Below are 16,718 nucleotides of genomic sequence, written 5' to 3'. Positions count from 1 at the left end.
TAAAATTAATTTAATTTTATAGCCCGATAAACAAACGAGTAAATAAAATGCAATTTATCTTGATAAAAATAAAGTGTCCGGGTAATTTAAGAAACCATGAATTACCTGTGGATACTTATCCACGCTAGCAGATAAGAATTTTTATCAATACCGAGTTTGTACAATAATTATTGCCACCTATGGCATTTTTATCAAAGCTCGCTTATACCTTACCTCATGGATAAGTTAGAAAACTTAATCATCAGGGATGAGCTTTTAGTTAACTTTGTATTAATTAGTCATCGAAACACCAGGTTAATTTTAGCTCGAGGGCATCCCCTCGGGCATTCCAGCGCGCCTACAAAAACCACACCAGTGGTTTTGTTGCGCTATGCAAATTCACTTTGACGTTCAGAGGCTAACCACATGGCACAATCCAATTTCACCCTTGGGGCTGTTGATATTATTGCTCGTCACGGCGGCGCAAGAATCGCTGACGTCGCAACCGGTTCCCATTCCGTCAGCCTCACACAAAGCAGCATCGTGCGGATCCATGGCACTCAGGCTTTGGTGAGCAGCTATGAACGTCAAGGTAACGATCTGATAGTTCACATGAAAGATGGCACTACGGTACGTTATCAGAGCTTCTTTGAAGTGGACGCCGACGGCAAACACAGCGAACTGGTATTTGATGATGGCAATGGCGCTATCCTGCACGCAATATTCCCGGAAACCGCCGCTACCGCCCAGCCGATGCTGATCACACCGCAGTTTGAATCACTGTCTGATATTTCACCTCTGCTGATTGGCGACCATGATTTATCCAATGGCGCTATCGCCGCTATTCTTGCTGGCCTGGCGCTGGGCGCTGGCGTCGCCATCGCTACCGGGACGGGGAAGAACGACCACCACAATGACGAACCGTCCTTACCGCCAGAACAACCAACCCTGACCGTCGGAAAACTGGGCCAGGACAACGTTCTGAACGCCGGTGAAGTTAAAGTTGCCCAATTACTGAGCGGCCTGACCACCGGCGTTGCCGCGGGTGTGACCATCACGCTGACGCTCAACGGCAAAAGTTACACCTCTACCGTAGGAGCCGATGGCAAGTGGAGTTTTGATTTCAGTTCAGCTTCGCTTTCTGGCCTGAAAGACGGCATTTACCAGTTGACGGTTAAAGTGACCAACCAGGATGGGATCAGCATCGAAAAAACGATCTCCGTGCTGGTCGATACCACCCCGCCAGCCTTAACCGTCAACAAACTGAGCGGCGATGACCATCTGACTGGTACCGAGTTAAAAGCGGCACAGGTGCTGAGCGGTACTGGCGAGGCCGGCCTGACCGTTACCATTACCCTGAACGGTAAAACCTACACCACAACGGTGGATAGCAATGGCAAGTGGAGCCTGCAACTGCCTGCGGCGGATCTGGCTTTGCTGAAAAGTGGTAACTACGAGTTAATCGTGACCTCCGTCGATAAAGTCGGCAACCAAACCACGGTCGATCATCAAATCTCGGTTGATACCATTGTCGTTAATCCTGCCCCGCAGATCTCGATTAACGCCCTGACTGGCGATAACCTCATCAACGCCAACGAAACGAAAAGTGCCCAAACGCTGAGCGGCCATACCCAGCACGTCGAAGCCGGGCAAACCGTTACCATCACCCTGAACGGCAAAACCTATACCGCTGTCGTTCAAAATGATGGCAGTTGGTCGCTTTCACTGCCTGCCGCCGATCTGGCCGCGCTGGCCAATGGTTCGATCACGCTCAATGCCACCGTCACCGACAAAGCAGGCAACAACGCTACCGTGACGGAGCATTTGCAGGTAGATACCGTGCCACCGGTGCTGACGCTGGATAAATTTACCGGAGATGATGTTGTCACCGCCGACGAGCAAAAATCCGCGCAAAATATTACCGGCACCGCCTCCGTCAGCGAAGCCGGGCTGGTGGTCAGCGTGTCATTCAATGGCAAAACCTATACCGGGATCGTAGGCGCAGATGGCAAATGGAGCATCAGCGTGCCTGCCGCAGATATGGCCGCCCTGACCAACGGCAGCTATGAGATGATCGCCACGATTAGCGATCAGGCCGGCAACACGACAACCACCGCGCCACAGCTTATCACCGTGGACGACCAGCTCTCGGCCATCAATATCGGCATTGTTTCTTCCGACGATAAGCTCAACGCCGTCGAAGCCGGGCTTCCTCTTGCCATCAGCGGCACTACGGCCAACGTCGCCACAGGAGCTACAGTTACCGTCACGCTCAATGGCAAAACCTATACCGCGCTGGTATTGGCTGACGGCAGTTGGACATTACAGGTGCCTAGCGCCGATCTGCAACTGCTGGCCGAAGGCCAAAACACCATTTCTGCCAGCGTGGCAGGTATCGATGGTTCGACCGTGACCACCACGCATAATCTGGACGTTTACACTCATAACTTGCCTTCGGTGACTCTGGACACGCCGTTTGGTGATGGCATCCTGAACGGCGCAGAAGCGGGTCAACCGCAGACCATCACGGGTTCTACCGGCATCACCACGCCGGGCCAGACCGTTACAGTCACCCTGGGCGGTAAAACCTATACCGGCACCGTAGACGGCAGCGGTAACTGGAGCGTCACGCTGCCCAGTGCCGACCTACAAGCGCTGCCGGACGGCACACCGGCCTTGACCGTCACGGTCACCGATGCTGCCGGTAACAGCAATACGCTCAACACCACCGTCACCGTTGATGCGACCGCACCAACACTCACCGTTAACGTAGTGGCCGGGGATGATGTGCTGAACGCCGCCGAAGTGCAGGCAGCGCAGACCGTGTCTGGCACCGCGTCCGTTGCCGATGCTGGCCGCACCATCACCCTGACCCTGAACGGCAAAACCTATACCGCCGTAGTGCAACCGGATGGTTCCTGGAGCGCTTCACTGCCTGCCGCCGATCTGCAAGCGCTCAGCGATGGCAGCCATAACCTGGTCGCTACCCTCACCGATACTGCGGGTAACAGCACCAGCGTCACCCACAGCATCAGCGTCGACGCCAACCCGGCCAACCTGCCAACCGTCAGCATCGGCGTGTTTGCCGGTAACGACATTATCGACGGCGCGGAGGTGAAAACCGCCCAAACCCTGTCCGGCACCACTACGCACGTGGAAGCCGGCCAGACCGTCACTATCACCCTGAACGGTAAAACCTACACCGCTACCGTGCTGGCAGACGGCTCCTGGAGCACCAGCGTACCGGCCGCCGATCTGGCACTGTTGGCCAACGGCCAGACCACCATTACCGCCACCGTCAGCGACAGCGCCGGTAACCCGGCCAGCGCCAGCCATGACGTGACCGTCGACACCAGCCTGAGCGGGCTGTCGATTGACGTGATCGCCGGTGACGATAAACTCAACCTGGCCGAAAGCCTGCTACCGCTGGCAATCAACGGTAGCAGCACCAACCTGGCTACGGGCGCGACAGTGACCGTTACCTTGAACGGTAAAACCTACACCGGCACCACGCTGGCGGATGGCTCCTGGAGCGTCTCCGTGCCTGCGGCCGATCTGGCCTTGCTGGCCGATGGCACCGCTACCGTGACCGTCACCGCCGTCGATCAGACCGGTAATCCGGTCAGCGGCAGCCACGATCTGGGCGTGTTTATCCATAGTCTGCCAACTGCCACCCTGAACACGCCGTTTGGCGATGGCATTCTCAACGGCACGGAAGCGGGTCAACCGCAGACCATCACGGGTTCTACCGGCATCACCACACCGGGCCAGACCGTCACTGTCACTCTGGGCGGTAAAACCTATACCGGTACCGTAGACGGCAGCGGTAACTGGAGCGTCACGCTGCCAAGCGCCGATCTGCAAGCGTTGCCAGACGGCACACCAACCTTGTCAGTGGTGGTCTCCGATGCCGCCGGTAACAGCAATACGCTCAACACCACCGTCACCGTCGATGTGACCGCACCAACACTCACCGTTAACGTAGTGGCCGGGGATGATGTGCTGAACGCCGCCGAAGTGCAGGCAGCGCAGAGCGTGTCCGGCACCGCCTCGGTGGCGGATGCAGGCCGCACCGTTACCCTGACCCTGAACGGCAAAACCTATACCGCCGTAGTGCAACCGGATGGTTCCTGGAGCGCTTCACTGCCTGCCGCCGATCTGCAAGCGCTCAGCGATGGCAGCCATAACCTCGTCGCTACCCTCACCGATACTGCGGGTAACAGCACCAGCGTCACCCACAGCATCAGCGTCGACGCCAACCCGGCCAACCTGCCAACCGTCAGCATCGGCGTGTTTGCCGGTAACGACATTATCGACGGCGCGGAGGTGAAAACCGCCCAAACCCTGTCCGGCACCACTACGCACGTGGAAGCCGGCCAGACCGTCACTATCACCCTGAACGGTAAAACCTACACCGCTACCGTGCTGGCAGACGGATCCTGGAGCACCAGCGTACCGGCCGCCGATCTGGCACTGTTGGCCAACGGCCAGACCACCATTACCGCCACCGTCAGCGACAGCGCCGGTAACCCGGCCAGCGCCAGCCATGACGTGACCGTCGACACCAGCCTGAGCGGGCTGTCGATTGACGTGATCGCCGGTGACGATAAACTCAACCTGGCCGAAAGCCTGCTACCGCTGGCAATCAACGGTAGCAGCACCAACCTGGCCGTCGGAGCCACGGTTACCGTCACCTTGAACGGTAAAACCTACACCGGCACCACGCTGGCGGATGGCTCTTGGAGCGTCTCCGTGCCTGCGGCCGATCTGGCGTTGCTGGCCGATGGCACCGCTACCGTGACCGTCACCGCCGTCGATCAGACCGGTAATCCGGTCAGCGGCAGCCACGATCTGGGCGTGTTTATCCATAGTCTGCCAACTGCCACCCTGAACACGCCGTTTGGCGATGGCATTCTCAACGGCACGGAAGCGGGTCAACCGCAGACCATCACGGGTTCTACCGGCATCACCACACCGGGCCAGACCGTCACTGTCACTCTGGGCGGTAAAACCTATACCGGTACCGTAGACGGCAGCGGTAACTGGAGCGTCACGCTGCCAAGCGCCGATCTGCAAGCGTTGCCAGACGGCACACCAACCTTGTCAGTGGTGGTCTCCGATGCCGCCGGTAACAGCAATACGCTGAACACCACCGTCACCGTTGATGCAACTGCGCCTACCCTCACAGTGGGCCTGGTTGCCGGGGATGACGTGCTGAACGCCGCCGAAGTCCTGGTGGCGCAGAGCGTGTCCGGCACCGCCTCGGTGGCGGATGCGGGCCGCACCGTCACCCTGACCCTGAACGGCAAAACCTATACCGCCGTAGTACAGCCGGATGGCTCGTGGAGCACCAGCCTGCCTGCCGCCGATCTGCAAGCGCTCAGCGATGGCAGCCACAATCTGGTCGCTACCCTCACCGATGCTGCGGGGAACAGCACCAGCGTCACCCACAGCCTCAGCGTCGATGCCAACCCGGCCAACCTGCCGACCGTCAGCATCGGCGTATTTGCCGGTGACGACATCGTTAACGGAGCCGAAGCGCTGGTCACTCAGGCCCTGTCAGGTACCACCACCCATGTCGAAGTGGGCCAGACCGTGACGCTGACCCTGAACGGCAAAACCTACTTCGCCACCGTGCAGGTAGGCGGCGGCTGGAGCGTAAACGTTCCGGCAGCAGATATGGCGCTGCTGGCCAACGGCCAGGCCACCATCACCGCCAGCGTCAGCGATCAGGCTGGCAATCCGGCCACCGGCAGCCATACCATCAACGTTGATACAACGGTGGAAAGCATCGCCATTAACCTGATTGCCGGTGACGATAAGCTGAACCTGACCGAAGCCTCACAGCCGCTGACCATCAGCGGGACCACGGTCAATGTGAACGCTGGCCAAACCGTTACCGTAACCTTGAACGGCAAGACCTACACCGGCGTCGTTCTGGCCAACGGCAGTTGGAGCGTATCGGTGAGCAGCGCCGATCTGCTGGCACTGCAAGACGGCCTGACAACGGTAACCGCCAGCGTCTCCAACCCGGGTGTCGATCCGGTCAGCAACAGTCATTCGCTGGACGTACATATCCATACCCTGCCGGAACCAACGATCAATCAGCCGTTTGGCGATGGTTTCCTCAATCAGGCGGAGGCGGCCACTGCACAACTGCTGAGCGGCAGCACCGGCATCCCTGGTGCGGGACAAAGCGTGATCGTCAGTCTGGGCGGGAAAACCTATACCGCTACCGTGGATGGCAGCGGTAACTGGAGCGTTTCTATCCCATCGGCCGATCTGCAAAATCTGCCTGCGGGCAGCAATACCATCAGCGTCGCCGCAACGGACTCTGCGGGTAACAGCGTGGCTGGCAGCATTACGGCGCAGGTCGATCTGGTGCCACCAACCTTGGCGGTCAAGCCGTTTGCCGGGGATGACAAAGTTAACGCCCTGGAAAGCCTCAGCGACCAGGTGGTTTCCGGCACCGCTTCCATCGACGACGCCGGGCGTACCGTCACGGTGACCCTCAACGGTAAGTCCTATACCGGGGTAGTCGCCAACGACGGTACCTGGAGTGCCACCATCCCAAGCGCCGATCTGCAAGCGCTAGGCGATGGCAGTTATCCATTAACCACTACCCTGAGCGATGCGGCGGGCAACACCACCACCGTCACCCACACCGTGACGATCGACGCCAATCCGCTGGATCTGCCAACCCTGAGCATCAATGTATTTGCCGGTAACGATATTATCGACGGCGCAGAGGTGAAAACCAGCCAGACGCTGAGCGGCACTACCACCCACGTGGAAGCAGGCCAGTTGGTGACCATCACGCTGAATGGCAAAACCTATACCGCTACCGTGCTGGCAGACGGTACCTGGAGCACCAGCGTACCCGCCGCCGATCTGGGCCAACTGGCTCAGGGCAACAGCACCATTAGCGTCACCGTTAGCGATACCTCCGGCAACCCGGCAACGGCAACGCATGACGTGGTGGTCAACACGGCTCTGAGCGGCATCGCCATCGACGTGATTGCCGGTGACGATAAGCTGAACCTGGCCGAAAGCCTGCTGCCATTAACCATCAACGGCAGCAGCCTCAACCTGGCCACCGGCGCAAGCGTGACCGTGACGCTGAACGGTAAATCCTACACCGGCACTACGCTGGCGGACGGTTCCTGGAGCGTGCAGGTGCCACCAGCCGATCTGGCGCTGTTGGCAGACGGTAATATCAACCTGAGCGTTTCCGCTGTCGACCAGGTCGGTAACCCGGTCAGCAGCAGCCATACCTTGGGCGTGTTTATCCATAACCTGCCTGACGCCACCCTCAATACCCCGTTTGGCGATGGCATCCTCAACGGTACGGAAGCGGGTCAGCCACAGACCATCACCGGCTCCACCGGCATCACCACGCCGGGACAAACAGTGACCGTGACCCTTGGGGATAAAACCTACACCGGCACGGTAGACGGTAGTGGCAATTGGAGCGTCACCGTTCCGGCTGGCGATCTGCAGGCGTTGCCGGATGGGACGCCAGTACTCAACGTAGTGGTCACCGATCCTGCGGGCAACAGCAATACCCTGAACGGCACCGTAGTGGTCGATAAGGTTGCACCGACCCTCACCGTTGGCGTGATTGCCGGGGATGACGTGCTTAACAGCGCAGAAGTGCTGCTCAACCAGACCGTCTCAGGCACCGCCTCCATCGGCGATGCCGGTCGTACCGTGACGTTGACGCTGAACGGTAAAACCTACACCGCAGTGGTTCAGCCTGACGGTTCGTGGAGCACTTCGCTGCCAACCGCCGATCTCGCCGCACTGTCCGATGGCAGCTATAACCTGGTCGCCACCTTGACCGATGCCGCCGGTAACAGCACGAGCGTCACTCATGCTATCGGGGTAGATGCCAGTGCGTTGAACGCACCGGTGCTGACCATCGGCACCTTTGCGGGCAACAATATTATTGACGGTGCCGAGGTGCAGACAACGCAAACCCTGAGCGGCAGCAGCCTGAATGTTGAAGCCGGGCAGATCGTTTCCGTCACCCTCAATGGTAAAACCTATACCGCCACCGTGCAGGCAGACGGTTCCTGGAGCACCAACGTACCGGCAGCCGATCTGGCTCTGCTGACTAACGGTAGCCTGACGATCACCGCCGAAGTGACCGATAAAGCCGGCAACCCAGCCAGCGCCACCCATGACGTCACGGTCGATCTCACGCTAAGTGCGTTGGCAATTGCCCCAATCACCGGCGATAACCAACTGAACGCCATCGAAGCCGCCGCAGGGATCAGCATCAGCGGGAGTTCCACCAACGTGGCCGCCGGGGCCACCGTCACCATCGCGCTTAACGGTAAGTTCTACGAAGCGATAGTGCAGGCCGATGGTAGTTGGACGACTACGGTGCCATCCGCCGATCTGACGATCCTGGGCGATGGCAAACTGACCGTCACCGTCAGCGCCACCGACGAAGCGGGTAATCTGGTCACCGGTTCGCAGCAGTTGGGCGTGCTGATCAACAGCCTGCCGGTTGCTACCCTGAACACCCCGTTCGGTGATGGCTACCTCAATAAGGCAGAGTCCACCAGCGATCAAACGCTAAGTGGTACTACCGGCGTCAGCGGCAGCGGGCAAACCGTCAGCGTGGTGCTGGGCGGTAAGACCTATACCGGCATCGTGGATAACAACGGCAACTGGAGCGTGAGCGTGCCAAGTGCCGATCTGGCAGCCCTGCCAGACGGCACAACCAACATTGGAGTCACCGTCGGCGACGTGGCAGGCAACACCTCCAGCATCAACTCCAGCGCCACGGTCGATCTGACCGTGCCGGTGCTGACCATCAACACCGTCAGCGGTGATGACATCATCAACATCGCCGAAAGCCAGCAAGCGCTGCAAATCACCGGTACCGCACCGATCAACGACAGCGGCCAGCCAGTGGTGGTGAAAATCACCATCAACGGCTTGACCTATAACGGGCTGGTACTGGCGGATGGCAGCTGGAGCGTCACCATTCCTGCCGGCGATCTGGCTAACCTGCCTAACGGTGCCTCCTCCATCACCGCCACCTTGACAGACACCGCAGGCAACACCGGCAGCGTCAGCCACGGCATCACCCTGGATACCGATCCGGCCCAGGCGCCGCTGTTGACCATCAACACTCTGTCCGGCGACGACTACCTCAGCCTGGCGGAATCCAACCTGCCGTTGACCATCAGCGGGGGGAGCCAACGCGTCGAACAGGGGCAACAGGTCACCGTAACGCTCAATGGCAAAACCTATACCGCCATCGTCGGTGCGGACGGCAGTTGGAGTCTGCAGGTTCCGGCTGTGGATGTGGGTGCCTTGCCAGACGGTCAAGACACCATCACCGCCACGGTTAGCGATACCTCTGGCAACCAGGCCACCGCCAACCACAACCTCACCGTGATCACCGATGCGGGTAATCTGCCGCAACTGTCGATCAACGTGATCGCTGGCGATGACATCATCAATGCCAACGAGGCGAAAGCTGCCATCATCATCAGCGGGGGATCCAGCCACGTGCAGCCTGGCCAGGTGGTCAGCGTACTGCTTAACGGCAAAACCTACACCGCAGTGGTACAAGCAGACGGCAGTTGGAGCGCAACGGTTCCATCAGCCGACGTGCAGGCATTGCCTCAAGGCTCGCAGACCGTAACTGCCTCGGTGACCGATATCGCCGAAAACCCGGCAAACGCAACGCACAACGTCAACGTAGACACCGTGCCACCACTACTGGAGATCGATATCTTCGCTGGTGACGGTATCCTGAACCTGGCGGAAGCGCTGCTGGGGCAAGTGTTGAGCGGGCATACCGATCCGGGCCTGACCGTTACCGTCACGCTGGGCGCCAATGTTTACACCGCTCTGGCGGATCCGACAACCGGTGCCTGGAGCGTTAATATCCCAAGCAATATCCTGCAAGGGCTGTTGGATGGTAACGTGACCATCGGTGTGAGCGTCACTGACACCGCAGGTAACAACGTGTCAGACTCCATCACCGTGGCGGTCAACACCCATACGCTGCCATCACTGACGTTGAACCCGCTGTTCGGCGATAACATTCTCAACATTGCCGAGCTGGGGATCGCTACGCCAATTGGCGGTGCAGCAGCCAACCTGCTGGTTAACACCCCGGTATTGGTCAAGATTGGTACCTACGTGGTGAACGGTATCGTGAACAACGATGGCACCTGGAGCGCGCTGATCCCAGCCAATGCCCTGGCCTTGTTGGCCGATGGCACCGTGCAGGTGGTGGTCTCCGCCGTGGATGCGGCAGGTAACCCAGCCAGCGCTGGCGGTTCACTGGAGATCCTGTCGCATATCCTGCCGAATCCAACCATTAACCTGCCGTTTGGCGATGGTGCTCTGAATCTGGTGGAGGCCGGGGTCAATCAGCTGCTGACCGGCACCACCGGCATTATCGGCAACGGTCAAACGGTGGTGGTCAGCCTCAACGGTAAAGACTACAACGCCACGGTCGCCAACAACGGCCAATGGAGCGTCACCTTACCGACTACCGATCTGCTGGGGCTGCTGGATGGCCCACACACCATCAGCGTGGTCGCCACCGATAAAGGCGGCAACAGCCACGGTGCGACACTGGACTTCGACAGCATTCTCACCGGGCTGCCGGTAGCCGGGTTCGACACACCGTTTATCGATGGCATTGTCAACCATGCCGAAGCCTTGTTGGGCGGAGCTCTCACCGGTACCACCGGGCTTGCCAGCGATGTTGGCCAGAAAGTGATGGTCAACGTGAACGGCCTGAACCTGGCGGCCACGGTAAATGCCGACGGCAGTTGGACGCTGCCGCTCGACAGCGCGACCCTGCTCGGCCTGCCGGACGGTAACTGGCCGGTCACGGTGACGGTCACCGACGCGGTGGGTAACAGCAACAGCACCAATGGCTCGCTGGAGATCCTGGTCAACAAGCTACCGTTGCCAACCCTGGATCTGCCGTTTGGCGATGGCCTGCTGAGTATCGCCGAAGCCGCGTTGACGCAAACCCTGACCGGCAAAACCGGTCTGGTCGGCAGCGGCCAGATCGTCACGGTGACGGTGGACGAAGGTCTGCCGAATCAGCAAACCTTCACCGCTCAGGCCGATGGTTTGGGTGGCTGGTCTCTGCAACTCACCGCCGCACAGCTTGCCGTGTTCACCAACGGTCAGCACACCATTGAGGTCAGCGTGGAGGATCGTGGCGGCAATACGGCCACCACCGCACCGCTGGACGTTAACGCCCTGCTGACGCTGCCGACTCCTACCATCGTTCCGCCATTTGGTGTTGACGGTGTGCTGAGCATCAGCGAAGCCGCCGGTGCGCTGACGATCACCGGCACCACCGGGGTAAATGGCGCAGGCCAGGCGGTCAAAGTGGTGATCGATGTCAATGGCGTGAGCTACAACGCGCAGGTTGATATCAACGGCAACTGGACGTTACCGCTGCCTGCGGCCACCCTGAGCAGCTTGCTGGACGGGCCGCACGTGCTGACCGTCACGGCGACCGACGCCGCTGGCAACACCAATAGCAGTTCGCTGAACTTCACCAGCGATCTCAGCGCGCCGCTGCCAACCATCAACACGCCGTTCGGTGATGGGTTCCTCAACCTGGCCGAGGCCGACCTGGGGCAAACTCTGACCGGTAGCGCCGGTGATGCCACCGCAGTGACCGTGACAATCGGTAGCCAAACCTTTACCGCCCAGGTCAGCGGCGGCAACTGGAGTCTGGCGCTGACTACACCGCAGTTAAAAGCGCTGGCCGAGGGCGATAACACCATCACCGTGACCGCCACGGATGCTGCGGGCAACCAGGGCACGGCCGGTTCTTCGGTCCATATTTCGGTCAACACGCTGCCGTCCGTCACCATCAGTAACTTCACGGCGGATAACACCATCAACTATGCCGAGAGCCAAACGGTACAGCTGATTACCGGTAGCACCACCAACGTCGCGGTTGGGCAACAAGTGACCGTTACGCTCAACAGCAAAACCTATACCGGGGTGGTGTTGGCCAATGGCAGCTGGAGCGTATCGGTGCCACCAGCCGATCTGAAAGCCCTGAGCGGGACGCCAAACATCACGGCTCAGGTCAGCGATCAGGCCGGGAACGTCGCCGTCGACAACCACAACTTCACCGTGAACCTGACGCCTCCAAGCCAGATCATCACCCTCGATCCGGTGACCGGCGATAACATCGTCAACGCCAGTGAAGTGGGCTTGATCATCAACCTGACCGGTAAGGTGGTTGGTGGGATTGGCCTTGGTCAGGTTGTGACCATTACCGTAGGCGGCTTACCGCTGGGTATTCCGGTCACTACCCTGGCGGATGGCACCTTCAGCACCGTGGTGACCTTCCCGATTGACGGCAATATCGTGGTTTCGGCCAGCACTACGTTGCTGACACCGCTGCCGACGGTATTTACTGCCAATGAAACCGTGCTGGTCGACCGCATTCCGCCGACGCTCACCATCAATACCTTCGCGGGTAACGATGTATTGAACGCCAGTGAAAGCACCGTCGCCCAGGCGATCTCCGGTACCGCCTCGGTCTCGGAAGCGGGTCGCATTGTCACCGTCACGCTGAACGGCAAAACCTACAGTGCACAGGTCAGTGGGGCCGGCACCTGGTCGGTCAACGTGCCACCGGCGGATCTGGTTAACCTGCCGCAGGGCAGTAGCACCATTAATGCCACCCTGTCCGACGCGGCAGGCAACACCACGCCTGCAACGCACATCATTACTACCGATACCACGGCACCGCTGCTGTCGGTTGATCTGCTGGCCGGGGACAATATCCTGACGTTGGCAGAAGCCCTGCTCGGCCAGGTATTGACCGGGACCGGCGGTATTGGTGAAACCGTCACCGTTACGCTGGGGCCATTGACCGCCAGCGTGGTGGTTGGCCCAGATGGTAAATGGAGCATTCCGCTGCCGTCGCTCGATCTGCAAAGCCTGACCGATGGGCCGCAGATCATCGGCGTCACCCTGACCGACACCGCAGGCAACAGCAGCCATACCGACGTGACGCTGAACGTGGCGTTGAACAAAACGCTCGGTGCGGGGGTTAACGCCCTGTTTGGCGGCGATGGCGTGCTGAACCTGGCCGAATCGCTGCTGACTCAGGTGATCAGCGGTAACGCCACCGGCGATTACAACGGTGCGGTTGTTCACGTCACCATCGCTGGTATTACGCTGGATGCGGTGGTTGGCGGTAACGGCCAGTGGAGCGTGTCACTGCTGCCTAGCCAGCTCAACCTGTTGGGTGATGGTCTGGCACAGGTCAACGTGCAGATCGTCGACTCCCACGGCAACGTGGTCAACGATCTGATCGATATCGACGTGCTGACCCAAAACCTGCCGGTGATCGGGCCGGTCGTTGCCTTCGGCGATGGCCTGCTGAATGCAGTAGAAGCCGGTGTGTCACAGACTGTCAGCGGGGTGATTAACGGTCTTGGTATCGGCGGCGGCAGCGTTAGCGTCAACCTAGGCACCAAAACCTATACCGCTAGCGTGGGTGCGGGTGGAGCCTGGAGCCTGTCGATCCCACCACTGGATCTGGCCGCCCTGAGCGACGGCAATCTGGCGCTGGGCGTCTCGGTGACCGATTCTGCCGGTAACGTGGTGAGCAAAAACATCGATATCACCGCCATCATCCACAATCTGCCGCACATCGTGCTGGATCCGATCTTTGGCGACGGTATCCTTAACGTGGCAGACCTGTTGCTGAACCAGACTATCGGCGGCACCGTCACCAATCTGGCGAAGGGTGCCACCATCAATCTGGATATTGCCGGTTCGCAAACGCTGACGGCCACCGTAGGCGACGGCGGCAAATGGAGCGCCACCATCACGCCGGATATCCTCGGTATCCTGCAAGGGTTGGGTAACGGTAACTTTACCGTTACCGCTTCGGCGACCGATGCGGTGGGCAACACCACCAGCGCTACCGCCGGGCTACAGCTGGATGTGAAACTGCCGGTGATTACGCTCGATCCGCTGTTTGGTGGTGATGGCTTCCTCAACGCAGCTGAAGCGTTGGTGGCACAAACCGTCAGCGGTACCGTGGACTTCGCCAGCGCGGGTGCCCAGGTACAGGTTTCTCTTGGCGGTAAAAACTTCCTGACCACCGTCGGTGCCGACGGCAAGTTCAGCCTGGTGCTGCAACCTGCCGATCTGCACACCCTGCTGGACGGCAATATCAACGTTGGCGTTTCGGTGCTGGATGGCTCCGGCAACACCGGCGTGCTGAATACGGCGATTGATGTGATCGTCAACAAGCTGCCAACGCTGGCGCTGAACCCGCTGTTTGGCGGCGACGGCTTCCTCAACGCGGCTGAAGCGCTGCTGACCCAGACCATCAGCGGTACCACCACCAATGCGGCGGCGGGTTCCCAGGTGGTGATCAAGGTCGGTACGCTGCAACTGAACGCCACGGTCGGTGCTGACGGTAGCTGGAGCGCCAACATCAATCCGCTGCAATTGGCGGATCTGGCGGCGGGTAATCTGATCGTCAGCGCCACAGTCACCGACCCGGCAGGTAACACCAGCGGCGCCAGCCTGGGCCTCAACGTGGCGACCATCCTGCCAACGCTGACGCTCAACCCGCTGTTTGGCAACGGCACGCTGGATCTCAGCGATCTGCTGTCACCGCAGATCTTGAGCGGTAACGCCGGTAACGTGTCGGCAGGGACCACCATCACCCTGACCTTGGGCAGCCACACCTACACCACCAGCGTCGATGCCACCGGTAAATGGCAGCTGCCGATCCCAGCTCTGGATCTGCAAGGGCTGCTGGATGGCCTGACCAACGTCACCGCCAGCCTCACCGATGCGGCGGGTAACACCGTGAGCCAGGTCAGCCCGCTCAACGTGCTGATCAACGCCCTGCCAACCATCACGCTGGATCCGCTGTTTGGCGGCGATGGCCTGCTGAATGCGCTGGAAGCGACCGGCAATCAGATCATCAGCGGTCATGCCACCAACGCACCGGGTTCAACCATTCAGGTTAACCTCGGCAGCAATACCTTCACCACCCAGGTGAAGGCCGATGGCAGCTGGTCACTCAGCCTGACGCCGCTCAATCTGTCCAGTCTGCTGGACGGCAATCTGGAGCTGGGGGTTTCGGTCACCAACTCCGCAGGGAAAACCGGCAGCATCAGCGCCGATCTGGGCGTGGGCATCCACAACCTGCCGACCGTTAACCTGGGCAGCCTGTTTGGCGATGGTTTCCTCAACCTGAGCGAAGCCAACCTGAACCAGCTGATCGGCGGCACCACCACCAACGCCGTCGGCGGTAGCGTCAGCGTTAACGTGGGGGGGCTGGTATTGACCGCCGCCGTAGGCAATGACGGGAAATGGAGCGTCAGCGTTCCTACCCTGAATCTGGTCAATCTGGCTGATGGGCCATTGTCGGTCGGCGTCACCGTTACCGACCGCTACGGTAACACCAGCTCGGCCAACGCCAACGCCACGGTGAAAATCCACGCGCTGCCGCTGTTGGGCATCGATGCCCTCGGCACCTTGGGTAATGCGCTGGGCATTCTGACCAACGGCCTCTCCATCAGCGGTACCAGCCTGAACGTGCAGCAAGGCGCGAAGGTTAGCGTCACCTTGCTGGGCAACACCCTGCAAGGCACCGTCGACGCCACCGGACATTGGTCGGTGAAATTCGACACCACCAACGCCCTCAAGGGTCTGAACGTGTTCAACCTGATCCCCACCCTGTTGGGCACCGTAGTGGCGGCTTCGGTCACCGACCTGGCGGGTAACGGGGTCAGCGTCTCTGCGGGGCTGACATCCGGTATCGAACTGCCACTGCTGATGACGGCTAACGCGGCGGTCGAAACGCTGTCGCTGGATACTTCAGGTTCTGAAAACACCAGCACCGACAGCACGACCGATGTCACTACGGTACAGCACGCCCAGGTTGCCGCCGTGCAACACACCACGGCAGAAACCAGCACGCCAACCAGCGAGGTCAGCAGTACCCAGACCACCACGGATTCCAGCGAGCCAGTCACCAGCACGCTGGTGGTGAACCCAACGCTGCCGGTGGATACCGCTGGCGTTACCACGGTTGAAGACACTACCTTCAGCATTGGTGGAGTCACCATCAATCTGGCAGATGGCACCACCGCCAGCGGCGACACCATCCATGGCAGCAGCGGTAACGATGTGATCCACGTTAACGCCCTCGATTTCCTGTCGATCGACGGCGGTGCGGGTATCGATACCCTGGAGCTGGATGGCAAAAACCTCAACCTGGATCTGACGGCCTTGGGCCTGAAGGTGCAACACATCGATATCTTCGATTTGGGCACCAGCGGCACCAACAGCATCACGCTGGATCTGCACGAAGCGCTGAACGTCAAGGACGCTGCCAGCGATGACCTGCTGATCAAAGGCAGCACCGGTGACCAGGTCAATCTGACCCAGGGCGAAGGCGGCACCTGGAGCACGGTGGGCCAACGGACGGTCGATGGCCAAGTGTTCGACGTTTACCACAACTCCGCCCTCGAAAGCGGCAACACCCTAGGAGATGTTCTGGTGCAGCAAGGCCTGCACGTCAATCTGGTGTAGTAACCGGCCCCTCAGTCAGCCACTGGCTCGTACGCAGCGAGCCAGTGGCATGGGAATGACAGAGTTCAGGCCAAGGCAGTGCGGCGGTCCCGTTTGGAAGACGGGCCGCCGAAATTAACGATCGTCACAATAACAAAGCCGAAACGGCAACC

Annotated in this window: 1 protein-coding gene; it reads left to right on the top strand. The window is 59.8% G+C overall.

Annotated elements, in window-relative coordinates:
- Positions 1-405: 405 nt before the first annotated feature.
- Positions 406-16,566: an Ig-like domain-containing protein gene (locus ABIE29_RS20325; RefSeq protein WP_429620755.1), complete on the top strand. Its 16,161-nt coding sequence runs from the start codon at positions 406-408 to the stop codon at positions 16,564-16,566.
- Positions 16,567-16,718: the final 152 nt, after the last annotated feature.

Source organism: Serratia sp. 2723 (genome assembly GCF_050434425.1).
GTDB lineage: Bacteria > Pseudomonadota > Gammaproteobacteria > Enterobacterales > Enterobacteriaceae > Chania.
The sequence above is the reverse complement of the archived record's forward strand: the minus strand, read 5'-3'. Positions and strand labels throughout refer to the sequence as shown.

Excerpts from the sequence above, each read along its gene's own strand:
- ABIE29_RS20325 (WP_429620755.1), top strand. The coding sequence starts at position 406 with ATGGCACAATCCAATTTCACCCTTGGGGCTGTTGATATTATTGCTCGT.